This window comes from Ruegeria sp. AF1 (assembly GCF_056542125.1).
On sequence record NZ_JBQFZG010000009.1, the window covers coordinates 134,734 to 150,515 of the forward strand.

The following is a 15,782-nucleotide window of genomic DNA, read 5'->3' on the forward strand; positions in this document are numbered from 1 at the left end:
AGTCACGTCAGGGCGTTTTTGAATTCCAGAAAACGAGCGTCAGTCATCACGCGCGCCATCATCGCCTCGCGTAATGCGCCGACTGTTTTGTAGGGGCGCATGGCCACTTCGAAGATTTGGATCAAACCATCCTCGTTCAGCGTAATGAGGTCAACGCCAATGCCGTCCAGATCTCCAATCTTGCATTGAAACTCCAGTGCCCAATCGTTGCCAGCGCCCATGATCCTGCGATACCGGAAGTCGGAAAAGACCTGCCCGACATGACCAAGAACGGCAGCCACAGGTGAGCGCCCGGTCCAGGTGCTGTAATAGGTTGGTGGCAGGAACTGCACATCTTCGGCCAGCAGATCGTGGATCAGCGCCTCATCGCCCTTGGCGACAACCTCTTGCAGTCGTTCAATTGTGGGGTGCATGTCCTGTCCTCCTGCGCAGAAGTTCACCGAACATGATCGGGCGCGCAAGGACGACGTTGCGGGAAGGTGCGTGCTGAGATAGGCAGGCCCGCATGAGCGAAACCTATGCCCCCCCGCAAACCGCGCTGGACGTGCTGCACGAAGATGCGCAGCTGATTGTGGTGAACAAACCGTCAGGTCTGCTTTCCGTGCCGGGGCGGGGCGAGCATCTGGCTGATTGCCTTCTGACACGCGTGCAGGCAGCTTTCCCTCAGGCGTTGCTTGTGCATCGACTGGACCGGGACACATCAGGTGTCATGGTTTTTGCCCAAACACCCCATGCGCAGCGGCATCTGAGTATGCAGTTCGAGAAGCGGCAGACCCGGAAAACCTATATTGCCCGTGTCTGGGGGCGGATGGAGCCAAAGACCGGCACCGTTGACCTGCCGTTGATCGTGGACTGGCCTAACCGACCCAGACAAATTGTGTGTCATGATACGGGTAAACCTGCTGTCACCGATTGGCGCGTCGTGAAACATGAGGGCGAGACCTCTCGCCTACGTTTGTTTCCCAAAACCGGGCGGTCTCATCAGTTGCGCGTTCATATGCAGGCATTGGGTCACCCGATTCTGGGCGATCCGTTCTATGCAACAGGTGCGGCAAGGGAATTTCCCAGATTGATGCTGCATTCCGAAGAACTGCGCCTGAAGCATCCCGAGGGCGGGCACTCGATGAAATTTCGCGCCCAGCCCGATTTTTGACCTCAGACTATTCCGGCCCACAGCATCTTCAGGTTGCCCAGCGAAATGCGTCTTGTTCGTTTCGTCGAAACCGGCTGGCGGCAATGGCGCTCCTGCGCGAGCTCACGTTCAATCTCGAAGGCACGCAGTGTGTGATCCTGTGACCATTGACCAAGCTTCAGTGTCATCATGACGTGGTTGTCGAGGTGCGGCATTTCTTGGCTCCTTGTGTGATATCCACCCATTATCGCGCGTCACTGCTGACAGCATGTTGTCAGTGGGGTGTGCTAGGGTGTCAGCAGAGTGTCAGGAGAATGCGATGCGCCGTTCGACCCGTTTGTTTGAAATCATCCAGATTCTGCGGGCCGCAGGTGCGCCGGTCACGGCAGAAGCGCTGGCTGCCCGGCTGGAGGTGTCCATGCGCACCGTCTATCGTGACATTGCCGAATTGCAGGCCCAGCGAACACCCATCGAAGGTGAGGCCGGTGTCGGCTACATGATGCGGCGTGGTTACGATTTGCCGCCGCTGAATTTCGACGCCGAAGAGGTTGAGGCTCTGTGGGTTGGCCTGTCTCTTCTGGCGCGCACCGGCGACAGCCACTTGCAGCGCGCTGCAAGTCGAATCTGTCGGAAGATCGATGCACTGCATAGCCCGACCGATTGGTTGCAGGTTTCACCCTGGGGGGCTCCGGCGGATGATCCCGAGAAGGGATGTGTTTCTGTTTCGCATTATCGCGAAGCTATTCGGGCAGAACGGAAAATTCGCATCACTTACGTAGATGGTGAAGGCGAACAAACCATCCGCGTGGTGCGCCCGCTGGCGCTGATCTATCATATCGAATGCACGTTGCTGGCAGGGTGGTGCGAAATGCGAAACGGCTTTCGCCATTTCAGAACCGATCGCATCTGGTCCAGTGAATACACTGACGAAGGATTTCTGGGACAGGGTAAATCTTTGCGTGATCTCTGGCAGGAACAACAGCACGCGGGCACCTTTGCGGAACCGGTATGAATGGCCTTTGGCGGGTATTCGCCTATTTCACCGCATTGTTGCTTGAGCCTGTGAGCAAGCGCAGTGATATACTGGGTGAAATGGATCAAGCCCGAAGAACGGGTACCGGAGCAGAAGGTGATATCATGACGATTTCAAAGTTTTTTCTGGCGACAGGCCTGTGTTCAATCATGGCGGTGACGGCCTGTACCGATCCGGGCACCCTGACCGTTCAGAACGACCCCAACAAAAATACGAAGCAGGGTGCGGTTCTGGGTGGCCTTATCGGCGCGGGTGTCGGCGCGATTGCCAATAATTCGAACCCGGGTCTTGGGGCGCTGGCCGGCGCCGCCATTGGTGCCGCCGGTGGCGGTCTGATCGGCAACCAGTTGGACAAGCAGGCTGCCGAGTTGCGCCAACAACTGGCGAATGACGGGATTACAATCGTCAATGCGGGTGACCGGCTGATCGTGACTGTCCCGAATGACATAACGTTTGACACAGACAGCTCGACCGTGCGCCCGGCGCTGCGGGCGGATCTGGTGAAAGTGGGCCAAAACCTTGTCAACTATCCCAACTCGAACGTTCAGATCATCGGTCATACCGACAGCGATGGTGACGCGTCTTATAATCAGGGTTTGTCCGAGCGTCGCGCAAACGCGGTCGCGGATATCCTGCAAGCCAATGGTGTCAGCTACAGCCGTATCAGAACCTACGGTCAGGGTGAAAACAACCCGGTCGCGTCCAACCTGACGCCGCAAGGAAAAGCGCAAAACCGGCGGGTTGAGATTGTTGTGGTCCCCAGCGGAAACGCGTGATCCTGAAACGCAGGACCGATCTGGCCCGGCCCCTGTTGCGCAATGACTGTGCGTCAATGGGGGTTTGGTCAGGGTCAATCTCGGTCTAACTATTGGGAAACACTGAAACGGAGTTGTCCCTGATGTCTCAACCGACCCTGCTTGGCCTGTCCGGCTCCCTGCGCAAGGACGCGACGAATCGCAAGCTGCTGCGCGAAGCTGCCCGGTTATTCGACCCTGTCAGCTATGCCGAAGCAGACCTGAACCTGCCGCTTTATGATGGCGATCTGGAGGATGCCGAAGGGATACCGGCACCTGTTCAGATGCTGGCCGACCAGATCGGGCAGGCGGATGCGGTGATCATCTCGACGCCCGAATACAACAAAGGGCCTTCGGGTGTTCTGAAAAACGCGCTGGACTGGGTCAGCCGGACGAAAGGCAATCCGTGGGCGGGCAAGCCGGTTGCCGTGATGTCGGCCGCGGGTGGCCGCGCTGGTGGGGAAAGGGCGCAGATGATCCTGCGCGCCTGCATGGTGCCCTTTCAGCCCCGTATCTTGCAGGGTCCGGAAATCCACATCGCTGACAGCTCGAATGAGTTCGACGATCAGGGTAGGTTGTTGTCCGAGCGATACGAAAATTCGCTGCACATGCTGATGCAGAAACTCAGGGCCGAGGCCGGTTTCTGAGCTTGGACTGCCCATATGTTGGAACAGCGTCAAAGCGATATCCTTGATCCGGCCCGTGCCGCATCGCTTCAGGTTGCGTTAGGCTCTGAGCCAACAATTGCCAATGGTTCAGCTCTGCCGCCATTCTTCCATCAGCTCTATTTCTGGGCGCCGCAACCGCCTGCTGCGCTGGGGCGGGATGGGCATCCCATGGTGGGTGGCCTGATCCCGGATATGGGATTGCCCCGCAGAATGTGGGCCGGTGGGCAATTGGAATTTCATGCACCGCTGATCGCGGGTAAACCTGCTGACAGGACATCGGTTCTTGATAACCAAAGCACAAAAGAGGGGCGGTCCGGCCCGTTGGGTTTTGTCACTTTGCGGCACGAGATACGGCAAAGTGGCCAACTTTGTCTGACCGAATGGCAGGATCTTGTTTATCGTGAAGACCCCACGCCGGGTGTGATGACTCAGACGCCGCCCCGATCGCGCACGGATGAAACGGATATCCGTGCGGTTGCGTTCGATACCACCCTGCTGTTTCGCTACTCGGCGCTGACCTTCAACGGCCATCGCATTCACTACGATCTGGACTATGCACGCGATGTGGAAGGATATGAAGGGCTGGTTGTGCACGGGCCACTTCTGGCGCAGCTTCTGATGCTGTTTGCAGTTGATCTTGGCGGACCATTCAAATCGTTTTCTTTCCGTGCGACCTCACCGTTGATGCATTTCGAGACTGCCCAGCTGTGCCGGAACGGTCAGGACATGTGGGTGCGCGGCCCGGACGGGCGGGAATGCATGAAGGCTGTGGCCCTATCACAGTGAGGCTTCGGGGCGGAAGTCATCGGGGATCGAATCCCGATCCTCCAACATCAGATCAGCCATGACCTCGGCCACTTTCGGAGCCATGCCAAATCCGATCTTGAAGCCGCCATTGGCGATGAATTGACCCTGGTGCAACGGATGCAGGCCCAACATCGGGGCGCGACTTTTGCTGCGGGGACGCACCCCGGCCCAACGTTCGATCACCTCGGCCCCGTGCAAAAGCGGCAGCGCGCGCGTGGCGCGGTCTATGACATCGTCCAAAGCACTGTCTGTGCTGGTCGGGTCGTCATAATCCCGTTCAGACGTTGATCCGATTGCAAGCGTTCCGTCCGCATGTGGCACGATATGGACCGCATCTGCGAATAGCTGTGGCATCTCTCCTGCATCAAAGCGCAACAGGGCGGCCTGGCCTTTGACACCGTTTCCGACGGTTTTTCCGTAGGCGTCGTTCAGTTCCAGTAATCCTGCTAGGCCCGTGGCGTGGACAACCTGTCCTTTATCATCAGCGTTACTGACAACGTGAACGCCCATCACCTCAAGGGCTGCAGCCAGAGCGGCGCAGGCCCGCCGGGGATGCATGCGCGCTGTCAGTGTATCGCGGATGACAAAGCCGGTGGGGCTGGGCGGGCACCACGATCCGGCCTGCGATGTTTTGATCACCCGCCATTCTGCCTGCCCCTGCCAATGCTGATCGGCTGAACCTTCGCGTTGCCGGGCCAGATCAAGGCTGCGGATGTCAGGAATGGGTTGAAGACGGCCCAGACGGCCATAGCCGGGGGAAACGCCGCCGGTACCCTCGACCTGCTGCCAAAAGGCTTCGGCCATGATCAGGCTGTCGAACTGAAAAGCTTTCTTGGCATTCCAGTTTTCGGGCACATGCGGGGCCAAGGCCCCCACCAGACCGCCACTGGACCCGGAGCCCGGCCCAAAAGGATCGACAACCTGTACCTTCGCGCCCCGCCGGGCGCTGATCCAGGCGATGGACAGGCCGAAAATTCCTGCCCCGCGAACCGTCACATCGACCATTGCCAATTCCCTTTTCCTTGTTCAGTGTCGCGCCGCTTAGCTACAGGATTCCCCGATGGCAGACCAGCATGCCGAATTGACGTGGACCGAGGATCAGATACCGGTCTCGGACCGTTTCGACGATCCCTATTACTCGTTGCAAAACGGGCTGGAAGAGACGCGCCATGTGTTTCTGGCAGGCAATGGTCTGCCAGAACGCTTTGCGCCGGGGTTTCATATTGCCGAGATGGGCTTTGGGACCGGTCTGAACCTGCTGACGGTTTGGTCTGAATGGGAGAAATCCGGCCAAACAGGCCCGCTTCGGTTCACCAGTTTCGAAGCCTTTCCCATGGCCACGGATGATATGCGTCGCGCGCTTGAGGCCTTCCCCGAGTTACACCCGTGGAGCAGCCAGTTTCTGGCCCATTGGACAGGTCACGCCTGCAATCTTGAAACCCTTCAATGCGAAGTGATCATCGGCGATGCGCGCAACAGCCTGCCGCAATGGGCAGGCATGGCCAACGCCTGGTTCCTTGACGGGTTCTCTCCTGCCAAGAACCCTGAATTGTGGGGGGCAGAGTTGATGCAGCAAGTGGCGGCGCATACTGCCACCGATGGCACGGCAGCCACATATACGGCCGCCGGGTTTGTTCGACGCGGGCTTCAGGATGCCGGTTTCACCGTCACCCGTACATCCGGCTATGGCCGCAAGCGGCACATGACGCGGGCGCTCAAGGCATGACGCAGAAAAACAATGCAGGTGCGGGTATCGCCCTGATGGTGGGCGCGACGATTGTCTTTGCCTTGCAGGACGGTATCTCACGCCATTTGGCCGGAACCTATAACACCTACATGGTGGTGATGATCCGCTATTGGTTCTTCGCGGCCTTTGTCATTGCGTTGGCGGCGCGATCCTCAGGCGGGTTAAAGGCGGCCATGCAGACGAACCAGATGGGTCTTCAGATCCTGCGGGGCCTGCTGCTGGCCACCGAGATCTGCGTCGCCGTGTTTGGTTTCACAGTGCTCGGTCTGATCGACAGTATGGCCGTTTTCATAAGCTATCCCCTGCTTGTCGCCGCGCTGAGCGGTCCGGTTCTGGGCGAAAAGGTCGGATGGCGGCGCTGGGTCGCGATCGGCGTTGGTTGCATTGGTGTTCTGATCATTCTGCAGCCGGGCGTTGGTGTCTTTGATCCTTGGGCCGTCATTCCGCTGATCTCGGCGTTTCTGTTTGCGATCTATGGCCTGCTGACGCGCTATGTCGCACGTCAGGACAGCACGGCCACCAGCTTTTTCTGGACCGGCGTCGTTGGCGCCGTCGCCATGACTCTGTTTGGAATGTGGTTCTGGGAGCCAATGGCCCGCAGCGACTGGCTCTGGATGGCGTTGCTGTGCGTCAGCGGGGCAACGGGGCACTGGCTGCTGATCAAATGTTATGAGATGGCCGAAGCCAGCGCCGTCCAACCCTTTGCCTATTTTCACCTGGTCTGGAGCGCGATTCTGGGGATTTCGATCTTTGGTGAAACACTGCGCCCTGAAGTTGTCGCGGGCGCAGCGATTGTTGTAGCCGCAGGGCTTTTTACCTTATGGCGCGAACGCCGCCAGCGATGATCCGATCAGTTCCTGCGAAAACGGAACCGGCAGGGCGGGCTGCCCCAGTCGGGCGCGGTAGACCGGCAAGCTTTCGGTCACGCGCATCACATAGTTGCGCGTCTCATCGAACGGAATGGTCTCGATCCAGTCTACGATATCCACCTCGCCGGTGCGTGGATCACCATAGCGTTCCATCCACGAGATCGGGCGCTTTGGACCAGCATTGTAACCCGCCGCCATCATGACGACATTCCCGTTGAACTCGGTCGCAAGGCCCGAAAGATAGTTGGCGCCAAGCTTGGCGTTGTATTGCCAGTCCGACGTCAACCGACCGGTCTGATGGCCGCTGAGTATCCCCAGCTCTCCGGCTACAAGCTTGGCTGTTGCAGGCATCACCTGCATCAGGCCGCGCGCACCCGCGCCGCTGACGACAACCGGATCAAATTCGCTTTCGCGCCGTGCGATGGCCAGCGTCATTTCCTTGGCCATTGGCAGACGCATGTCGGCCACCGGATGAACCGGGTAGTAGGCCGCAGGCAAAATGGTGCCCGTGGTCGCAGCCCGCTTGGCTATCATCACAGCCAGATGCGGCTGCTTAAGTTCAATTGCAAGGTCGCCCAACTGGTTGGCCTGCACAGGGTCAAGACCTTCGACAAGATGGGTCAGGAACCTCTCGGACAAGTTGTCTTCCCCGGCCTTCAGCAACAGCAGCCCGGCTTCCAGAACGCTGGATTCGGCGAACTCAGCCTGACGCCAGTGCGGCGCGCGACGCGGATTGGCCAGTTCCTTGTCAAATGGCCGTCCGATCCGTTCCGCCGCAAGCAGACCATAAAAAGAGGTCTGATGATCCGCGCCCATCGCATAGGCCTCATAGGCTTTGTCTGCTTCCCCAAGCTCGGCGTAAGCTCGCCCCAGCCAATAGCCGCCGCGCCCTTTCGAGATCGGCGATTGCACGGCATTCGAAAAATTCTGGAAGTGCCGCACGGCTGTGGCAGGGTCATTCAGTTTGCGCAGGGCCAGAAACCCGGCCAGCCACTCGAGATCCGCATAGGAATATCCCATTTCGGGGGTCATATGGTGCTTGGCCGCCACGTCATAAGCGCGCGCCGCTCGCCCCGATCGCATCTCGAGCCGGGCCAGACGGCGGCGTCCCTCGGCCCATTTGTCAGGCTCGCCCAGAGCCTCCGGTCCGGTTGACCGTGCCAGCATCAGGTCGACGGCGCTGTCATCCAGTTCTTTCTTGTCCCGCCAGACAAAACGGTCGAATGCCAGCCCCGGCGCATCTGCCAGCGACTTCGGTACCGCCGCCACCTTGCCGTCTACGCCTGGCTGGCGTTTCTGCAACGCGATTCGCGCTTCGGCCAGCTTGCGCTCATCCGTGCTGACCAGGGGCAGCATCTGTTCTGCGCTGACCAAATGGCCATCCCACAGCATCCGGTCCAGCCGCGCGGCATGGTGTGGCTTCAGCAGTTTGGCAAAATTCTCCAGATAGTCCTTTTGCAACCCCGACCCCATCGGCATGGTACGCCAGGCTGTCACGATGTCGGCTTCCGCCTCGCCAATGCGCCCTTTGGCCTTAAGGGCCACCGCATAGTTCAGCGCGCCTTCAGCAGTCTGAGGAGTCAAGCCAGCGTAAAACTTCAGAACCCTGTCGGGATCGGCCCCGGTAAAGACCGGCTCACTCTTGCGGCGCAGCCAATCCAGCCCGGGCCAATCCGGGCGGCGTTCGAGAAACACCAGCACATCGCCCGAGCTGCCAAACCCCTCACGCAGCCAGTGCCAGACAATGACATCGCGCGGGACCGAGCCGCGCTGGCCCGATACGCGCAGTGCCGCGTTCCAGTCGCCCTTGCGCATTTCATACAGCCCGGCGCGCAAATCACCGGCCGCATCCGCGCGTGCGGCTTGCGGTGTCGTCACTGCGTATAGAATCACACCAGTCAACAGTGCCAGAAAGCGTGTCATCCCTTGCATTTCCCAACCAACCGAGGATAGAGCCTGTGAGGATAAACCCTGCGCCGGCGGGATCAACTCACAAAGCTGGAAACGTGAGAGGCCGAGGCGCAAAAACCGCAATGTGCACCTTAAGGAGCGTGTCATGTTCAAAGGCTCGATGCCAGCTCTCGTCACTCCGTTCAACAACGGCGAGTTGGACCTGAAGACGCTTAAACATCTGGTCGAATGGCAGATCTCCGAAGGCTCGACCGGGCTGGTGCCCGTTGGAACCACCGGCGAAAGCCCGACGCTCAGCCATGACGAACACGAAACGGTCATCGAAGAAGTGGTCAAAACGGCTGCTGGCCGTGTTCCGGTTATTGCCGGTGCCGGGTCGAACAACACGGTCGAAGCCGTCCGGTTCGTTCAGTTCGCCGAAAAAGTTGGGGCCGATGCGGCGCTGGTTGTCACGCCTTACTACAACAAACCGACTCAACGCGGCCTGATCGCGCATTTCCAAGCCCTGCACGAGGCTGCGGATATTCCGATCATCATCTACAACATTCCCGGGCGATCGGTCATCGACATGACCCCCGCCACCATGGGCGAATTGGCCCGGTTGCCGCGTATTGTCGGGGTCAAGGATGCGACGGGCGATCTGGCGCGCGTCAGCCAGCAGCGTGCGATCTGTGGCAAGGACTTCTGCCAACTGTCCGGTGAAGACGCCACGGCACTGGGTTTCAATGCCCATGGCGGTGTCGGATGCATTTCAGTTACCGCAAACGTGGCCCCCAGACTCTGCGCCGAATTCCAGCAGGCCACATTGTCGGGCGATTATGCAAAGGCACTGGAATACCAGGACAAGCTGATGCCGCTGCACGAAGCGATCTTTATCGAACCCGGGTTGGTCGGCGCCAAATACGCGCTCAGCAAACTGGGTCTCTGCAGCACTGAAGTCCGCTCGCCTCTGACCGAGCTGGAAGACAGCACAAAGGCCGCGATTGAAGCAGCAATGGCACACACGGGCCTCATCTGACCCGGTCTTCAGAAACCGGAAAAGGCGGCCTCGACTACCGAGCGCCGCCTTTTTCTTTTTCAGGATCCAGACTTCATCTGGCCAAAAATATCCCAGGGGAGTCGCGGTGTGCCGCGGCGGGGGCAGAGCCCCCTCAACGTTTGCCGTAATAAAGCCCCACGACATGTTCAGCCTGCGCAAAGAACAACCAGCGCGAGGTCGCGACACCCGCCAGATGCGATGCCACCGCCAGCAAGGCCAGTAAATGGTTGAATGGCAGGACCAGCAACAGAACCGGCAGGACAAAGGCCAATACAAACGAGATCACCCGCAATTTCTGTGCATGTTTGCGCCCGACCACATGAACAAACTCACGCAGCAGATAGTTGGTACCGGTATGCGGTGGTTCGAACGCTCTGACTGTGCCCCGGTTACCCAAACCTGTCGCCGTGCCCAGATCCGTTCCGGATGCCTCCAGCGCTTTGTCGCCTTTCTTCCAATACAAGAATTGAACCAAAGCGGCGATCAGCAGAAGCGGAATAGCAACACGTGTCTGGCCCGCCAGCAACGCACCACCCGCCAGGCTGAAGCTCAGGAACATGGCGGGGGTCAGGTTCATATTCCAGCGCGGGATGGTCTTGAGTTGCGTGTAGATCATCGATGTCGTGAACACGGTCGCCAGTGACATCAACGCTCCGACCCAACCCAGCAGGCTCCAATGCCGATCCAGAAACACTACGCCAATCGCATAAAGTCCCATGACGACCAGGGCGAGCACGGCACACCAGCCCTCACGGCTAAGCCAGCTGGTTTTCCATTGGGTAAAAGCCTTCCAGGCCCGTTCCGGGTGGCCGAGGTGGAAGGTCGAGGCCATCAGCCCTCCGACGGCCAGACCGTAAGCGATGGCGAAAAACACAAAAGCCACCCAACCCGAGACAGCCGGAAGGCCAAGACCAAGGAAGAAGAGCAGGCCGAAGCCCAGACCGGACAGAGTGGTGAAGAGGATGACGGAGGGTGCAGGATGCATCAGAGTTTCTCCAACGTCTTGTCGAGCCAGCCGAGGAAGCCCTTGGGCTCTTCAGCGACAGGTGCCAACAGCGGGGCCAGGATGTCGATCTGATCTTCCACCGTGTCTTTCGGGCGCGGTGGAAGATATTTGTTGACGGGTTTGGTGCCCATTTCGGGCATCAGGTCCATTCCGCCGCGTTCCGCAACAAGCTTGCTGACGTCGCTCTCCGGATTGCCCAGATCGCCAAAGTGCCGCGCGCCCGCCGGACAGGTTCGAACACAAGACGGAATCCGGTCCACCTCGGGCAGGTTCTCGTTGTAAATCCGGTCGACGCAGAGGGTGCATTTCTTCATCACCCCCTCGGCCCTATCCAGTTCACGCGCGCCATAGGGGCAGGACCAGGCACACAGGCCACACCCGATGCAGTCGCTTTCATTGACCAGCACGATGCCATCCTCGACCCGCTTGTAACTGGCCCCGGTTGGGCAGACGGTAACACAGGGCGCGTCTTCGCAGTGCAGGCAGGATTTCGGGAAATGGATCAGTTGCGCGTGCCCTTCCGCCGGTTGCACCTCGTAGGAATGCACGCGGTTCAGGAAAGTGCCCGACGGGTTGGCGCCATAGGCATCCTGATCGGACAGCGGCGCGCCGTAATTTTCCGTGTTCCAGCCCTTGCAGGAAATCACGCAGGCATGGCACCCAACGCAGGTGTCTAGGTCGATCACCAGACCCATCTTGCGCTCGGTGGAGTTCGGTAGCTGGGTCATGTCAGGATACCTGTGCTGTTGAGGACGGGTGAGGGGGCCAGCCCCCTCTTGAGCCTGCGGCTCAATTCACCCCCGGGATATTTGTGGCCAGATGAAGAGCGGGTCCGGGTCATTCGCCCACCTTCCACGCCAAATTCGCAGGGCCAGCTCCTACCGGTGATTTGATCGGGTCAAAATGAGGCTGGCTCTGAGCATCGGCGGGCGCGTCGGCCTTTTCGATTTTGACTTTCAGGTCAAACCATGCGGCCTGACCAGTAATGGGGTCGGAGTTGGCCCAGCGTAGCCCGTCGCCTTTTGGCGGCAATAATTCGTGGATCAGGTGGTTGAGCAAAAAGCCCTTAGTGGCCTCGGGCGCGTCATGCTGCAGGGCCCAGGCGCCTTTGCGTTTGCCGATGGCGTTCCATGTCCAGACGGTGTTTTCGTTCAGGGCGGCCATTTCCATCACAGGGACGGTAATCTCACCATGAGGGGATGTGATTTTGGCCCAATCTCCGTCGCTCAGGCCGTGCTTGTGCATCAGCTTGGTCGGAACATAGAGCGGGTTTCGCCCGTGCAACTGCCGCAGCCAGGCGTTTTGCGTGCCCCAGCTGTGATACATCGCCATCGGGCGCTGGGTCAGCGCGTTGACAGTGAAGCCGTCGTTGCCCTGCTGGTCTGTTTCGTACCAGATTGGAAGTGGGTCCATCGTGTCTTTGATCCGCTGGCGCAGATGATCAGGCGGCTGTCGGTCGCCATGGCCTTCGGCTGCCAGCTGAAACTTGCGCATCGGCTCGGAGTAGAGTTGGAATAGGTATGGCTGCGGGCTGTCATAGAGCCCCATGCCCACGGCCCATTCCTGATAGGCCGCATTCCATGGTTTGTAGTAATCCGCGCCTTGCGGGATATGCGCCACGTAGAAGCCGCCGTTCTCTATATAGCGGTTCAACTGATCCGGGTTGACTTCTCCGCGCCCTTCCTTGTCGGCATTTTCGCCACGGAACCCGGCTAGTGGGCCAATACCCGGCTTGCGTTCGTGATTGACGATATAGTCGGCGTAATCGACCCATTTTGCGCAGCCGTCTTCATGGGTGAAGCCCGGAAGTTTCATACGGTTTGCGAGATCGATCAATACTGACTGAAACCCGCGCACGTCACGGTCCGGTTCGATCACAGGCCAGCGGATTGCGTCAGCGGCCGCATCCGCCTCGCAAATCGGGCGATCCAGCAGCGAGATACAGTCGTGGCGTTCGAGGTAGGTTGTATCCGGAAGGACGAGGTCCGCGTAGGCCACCATCTCGGAAGAATAGGCGTCCGAATAGATGATGCGCGGGATCACGTAATCGCCGTTTTCACCCTTGTCCGTCAGCATCTCGATGACACCCTTGGTGTTCATGGTCGAGTTCCACGACATGTTTGCCATGTACATGAACAGCGTATCGATCTTGTACGGGTCGCCCGCATGTGCGTTCGAGATCACCATATGCATCAGCCCGTGGCTGGACATCGGGTTTTCCCAGGTGAAAGCCTTGTCGATCCGTGCGGGGCTGCCATCTTTCTTCAGCGCAAGGTGTTCCGGGCCGCGGACGAAACCCAGATGCGGGCCATCCAGGGGCGAGTTGGGCGTCACCTTGCAATGCGGTGTCGGGTGCGCCTCGATCGGTTTGGGGTAGGGGGGCTTGAAGCGGAAGCCGCCGGGAACCTCGACCGTGCCAAGGATGATCTGCAGCACATGCAGCGCGCGGCAGGTCTGGAAACCATTGGCATGAGCCGAAACGCCGCGCATCGAGTGCATCGCAACAGGGCGGCCAATCATCTTGGTGTGTTTCTCGCCCCGGAAATCGGTCCATTCGTGATCCAGCTCGAACGCCTCGTCAAAGGCGACGCGCGCCAGTTCCGCAGCAATCGCGCGAATGCGCTTGGCGGGAATACCGCATTTTTCGGCAACAGCTTCGGGCGCGTGTTCCTCAGACAGGTATTTTTCCGCCATCAAGTGAAACACAGGGCGATGAACGACACCGTCGTTTTCGTAGATCGCTGACAAATCCGGGCGAACGCCAGGCGTGTCGAAGGCCGTCAGCTTGCCTGTATTCCGGTCGATGACCAGGGGCTTTCCGTCATCGTCGCGCAGGAACAGGCCGTTTCCGGCGCCTTCGGACGCGTCCACCAAAACCGGGGCATTGGTGTAGCGGCTCAGATAGTCGAGATCGATCTTTCCGGCTTTCATCAGTACATGGATCAATGACAGGATGAACAGCCCGTCAGTTCCCGGTGTGATGCCGACCCAATCATCGGCGACGGCATTGTATCCGCTGCGGATGGGGTTGACGCCGATTACACGTGCGCCGCGCGCTTTGATCTTGCCAATACCCATTTTGATCGGGTTGGAGTCGTGGTCTTCGGCCACGCCAAACAACATGAACAGCTTGGTATGGTCCCAATCAGGCTGGCCGAATTCCCAGAACGCGCCGCCCATCGTATAGATGCCGCCCGCGGCCATGTTGACCGAACAGAAGCCGCCATGCGCCGCATAGTTGCAGGTTCCGAAATTTTGCGCCCAGAAGCTGGTAAAACTCTGACTTTGGTCCCGGCCGGTGAAAAAGGCCAGCTTTTCCGGGTTGTCTTTACGGATTGGCTCCAGCCAGCTGACAGCCAGTTCCAGCGCTTCGTCCCAGCTGATCTCCTCAAATTCACCCGAGCCACGCGGGCCGACCCGTTTCAGTGGCTTGCGCAGGCGCGAAGGGGCGTTGACCTGCATGATCCCGGCGGACCCCTTGGCACACAAGACGCCCTTGTTCACCGGGTGGTCGCGATTGCCTTCGATATAAGCAACCTTGCCGTCTTTCATGTGAACGTTGATGCCGCATCGGCAGGCGCACATGTAGCAGGTGGTCCTGCGGATTTCGTCCGAGACTTTCGGTGACGTATCAAGGATCGGCTGCTGATGGGTCATTTGCGGGTCCAGTTGGTTATGTCAGGAGGATTTTGTCAGTTTCCTCGGTATTTTAGAACATCGTTCCGGGAGCGGTGCGAAAATTAAGTGTTACAGTCTATTTGCCTGTAATGCGGTCACGGCGATCATCTGGGTCACATCCTCGGCGCTGCATCCGCGGGACAGGTCGTTGGCGGGTTTGGCCAGCCCCTGTAAGACCGGTCCGATGGCGGTGTAGCCCCCCAGTCTTTGGGTGATTTTGTAGCCGATATTGCCAGCATCAAGATTGGGAAAGATCATCACGTTGGCCTGCCCGGCGACAGACGAACCCGGTGATTTACGCTCACCAACCGAAGGTACAAAGGCGGCGTCGAATTGCAGTTCACCGTCGACGTTCAGGTCTGGCGCGGCCTGGCGCAGCATTTCTGTAGCCTCGATCACCTTTTCCACGTCCGGATGCTTGGCGCTGCCCTTCGTGGAAAAGCTGAGCATCGCGATCTTTGGATCGACCTGCAGCAGCGTCCGGGCCGATGTGGCGGATGCCATGGCAATCTTGCTCAGCTCGCCCGCGGTCGGATTGATGACCAGCCCGCAATCGGAATAGAGCATCGCCCGCGCCCCGGGCTGAGCGTTTTCCGGCGGGTACATCAGGAAAAAGGACGACACCATTCCTGCATCGGGGGCCATGCCAATCACTTGGATGGCTGCACGGACGATTTCGCCGGTCGTGTGAACGGCCCCTCCTACGGTGCCGGTGGCGCGTCCGCTGCGCACCAGCATGGCGGCATAGACGGGGGGTGTTTCAACGGCAGCACGGGCTTTGACCCGGTCGACGCCTTTATGCTGGCGCAGTTCGAAAAAGGTCTGGGCAAATTCTTCGGTCAGGTCCGAAGTCACAGGGTCATGGATCTCAACTCCGTGAGAGGCAGCAGCCCCCTGATCTTTCAGGGCTGCTTCGACCTCGGCGTACGGGCCAACCAGAATGATATCGGCCAGATTGGCCCTCTGCGCGTTGAGGGCTCCTTTGGTGATGCGGGGGTCGTTGCCTTCGCTGAGGGCGATTATGGGACGGGTGGCCGGAGCGTTTTGCCGCAACAGCTCGACGGGTGTCAGGGTCATGTGCTCCGGCCTCGTCCTGGG

General features: G+C 59.2%; 16 protein-coding genes. 8 read left to right on the forward strand and 8 right to left on the reverse strand.

From position 1 onward, the window contains the following. Positions 1-2 precede the first annotated feature (2 nt). The gene (locus ACR0BK_RS13695) at positions 3-413 is read right to left on the reverse strand and encodes a nuclear transport factor 2 family protein (protein ID WP_480474118.1); all 411 of its coding nucleotides are present in this window, start codon (positions 411-413) and stop codon (positions 3-5) included. Between the two features lie 92 nt (positions 414-505). On the opposite strand from ACR0BK_RS13695, the gene ACR0BK_RS13700 reads away from it, so the two are divergent. Then, complete coding sequence (locus tag ACR0BK_RS13700) at positions 506-1,153, forward strand: RluA family pseudouridine synthase (protein WP_480555053.1); 648 nt, start codon at positions 506-508, stop codon at positions 1,151-1,153. Positions 1,154-1,155: 2 nt separating this feature from the next. Here the strand turns inward: ACR0BK_RS13700 and ACR0BK_RS13705 are convergent, their stop codons facing one another. Continuing rightward, a complete protein-coding gene (locus tag ACR0BK_RS13705; RefSeq protein ID WP_480484088.1) occupies positions 1,156-1,347 on the reverse strand; it encodes a hypothetical protein in 192 nt (63 codons plus the stop codon). Between the two features lie 104 nt (positions 1,348-1,451). Between ACR0BK_RS13705 and ACR0BK_RS13710 the strand changes: the two genes are divergently transcribed. The 4 genes from ACR0BK_RS13710 (at position 1,452) to ACR0BK_RS13725 (ending at position 4,413) form a co-directional block, all read left to right on the forward strand. After that, a complete protein-coding gene (locus tag ACR0BK_RS13710) occupies positions 1,452-2,144 on the forward strand; it encodes a helix-turn-helix transcriptional regulator (RefSeq protein ID WP_480555054.1) in 693 nt (230 codons plus the stop codon). 125 nt (positions 2,145-2,269) lie between these two features. Next, positions 2,270-2,941 (forward strand): YiaD family glycine zipper/OmpA-like lipoprotein, encoded by a 672-nt coding sequence (locus ACR0BK_RS13715; RefSeq protein ID WP_480484182.1) that lies wholly within the window; start codon positions 2,270-2,272, stop codon positions 2,939-2,941. Between the two features lie 122 nt (positions 2,942-3,063). Then, positions 3,064-3,606 (forward strand): NADPH-dependent FMN reductase, encoded by a 543-nt coding sequence (locus ACR0BK_RS13720; RefSeq protein ID WP_480555055.1) that lies wholly within the window; start codon positions 3,064-3,066, stop codon positions 3,604-3,606. A gap of 15 nt (positions 3,607-3,621) precedes the next feature. Next, positions 3,622-4,413: an HTD2 family dehydratase gene (locus ACR0BK_RS13725; RefSeq protein ID WP_480555056.1), complete on the forward strand. Its 792-nt coding sequence runs from the start codon at positions 3,622-3,624 to the stop codon at positions 4,411-4,413. Here the strand turns inward: ACR0BK_RS13725 and ACR0BK_RS13730 are convergent. Continuing rightward, positions 4,405-5,439 (reverse strand): NAD(P)/FAD-dependent oxidoreductase, encoded by a 1,035-nt coding sequence (locus ACR0BK_RS13730; RefSeq protein WP_480555057.1) that lies wholly within the window; start codon positions 5,437-5,439, stop codon positions 4,405-4,407. The genes ACR0BK_RS13725 and ACR0BK_RS13730 overlap by 9 nt on opposite strands. A 55-nt stretch (positions 5,440-5,494) precedes the next feature. On the opposite strand from ACR0BK_RS13730, the gene mnmC2 reads away from it, so the two are divergent. Then, the gene (gene mnmC2 / locus ACR0BK_RS13735) at positions 5,495-6,160 is read left to right on the forward strand and encodes a tRNA (5-methylaminomethyl-2-thiouridine)(34)-methyltransferase MnmC2 (RefSeq protein WP_480555059.1); all 666 of its coding nucleotides are present in this window, start codon (positions 5,495-5,497) and stop codon (positions 6,158-6,160) included. Further along, positions 6,157-7,026 (forward strand): DMT family transporter, encoded by an 870-nt coding sequence (locus ACR0BK_RS13740; RefSeq protein WP_480474111.1) that lies wholly within the window; start codon positions 6,157-6,159, stop codon positions 7,024-7,026. Before mnmC2 ends, ACR0BK_RS13740 begins: the two co-directional genes overlap by 4 nt. Here ACR0BK_RS13740 and ACR0BK_RS13745 read toward each other — a convergent pair. Then, positions 7,000-8,973 (reverse strand): lytic transglycosylase domain-containing protein, encoded by a 1,974-nt coding sequence (locus ACR0BK_RS13745; RefSeq protein ID WP_480474110.1) that lies wholly within the window; start codon positions 8,971-8,973, stop codon positions 7,000-7,002. The genes ACR0BK_RS13740 and ACR0BK_RS13745 overlap by 27 nt on opposite strands. 133 nt (positions 8,974-9,106) lie before the next feature. On the opposite strand from ACR0BK_RS13745, the gene dapA reads away from it, so the two are divergent. Continuing rightward, on the forward strand, positions 9,107-9,979 hold the full coding sequence (gene dapA / locus ACR0BK_RS13750) for a 4-hydroxy-tetrahydrodipicolinate synthase (protein WP_480555060.1): 873 nt from the start codon (positions 9,107-9,109) through the stop codon (positions 9,977-9,979). 133 nt (positions 9,980-10,112) lie between these two features. Here dapA and ACR0BK_RS13755 read toward each other — a convergent pair whose 3' ends face one another. The 4 genes from ACR0BK_RS13755 to pta form a co-directional block, all read right to left on the reverse strand. Next, on the reverse strand, positions 10,113-10,985 hold the full coding sequence (locus ACR0BK_RS13755; RefSeq protein WP_480555062.1) for a dimethyl sulfoxide reductase anchor subunit family protein: 873 nt from the start codon (positions 10,983-10,985) through the stop codon (positions 10,113-10,115). Further along, entirely contained in the window at positions 10,985-11,734 is a 750-nt protein-coding gene (locus tag ACR0BK_RS13760) for a 4Fe-4S dicluster domain-containing protein (RefSeq protein ID WP_480555064.1), read from the reverse strand. The genes ACR0BK_RS13755 and ACR0BK_RS13760 overlap by 1 nt, the downstream gene beginning before the upstream one ends. 109 nt (positions 11,735-11,843) lie before the next feature. Continuing rightward, on the reverse strand, positions 11,844-14,663 hold the full coding sequence (locus ACR0BK_RS13765; protein ID WP_480555065.1) for a molybdopterin oxidoreductase family protein: 2,820 nt from the start codon (positions 14,661-14,663) through the stop codon (positions 11,844-11,846). A gap of 90 nt (positions 14,664-14,753) precedes the next feature. Continuing rightward, positions 14,754-15,761, reverse strand: a complete 1,008-nt coding sequence (pta, locus tag ACR0BK_RS13770) for a phosphate acetyltransferase (RefSeq protein ID WP_480555069.1) — start codon at positions 15,759-15,761, stop codon at positions 14,754-14,756. Between the last annotated feature and the right edge of the window lie 21 nt (positions 15,762-15,782).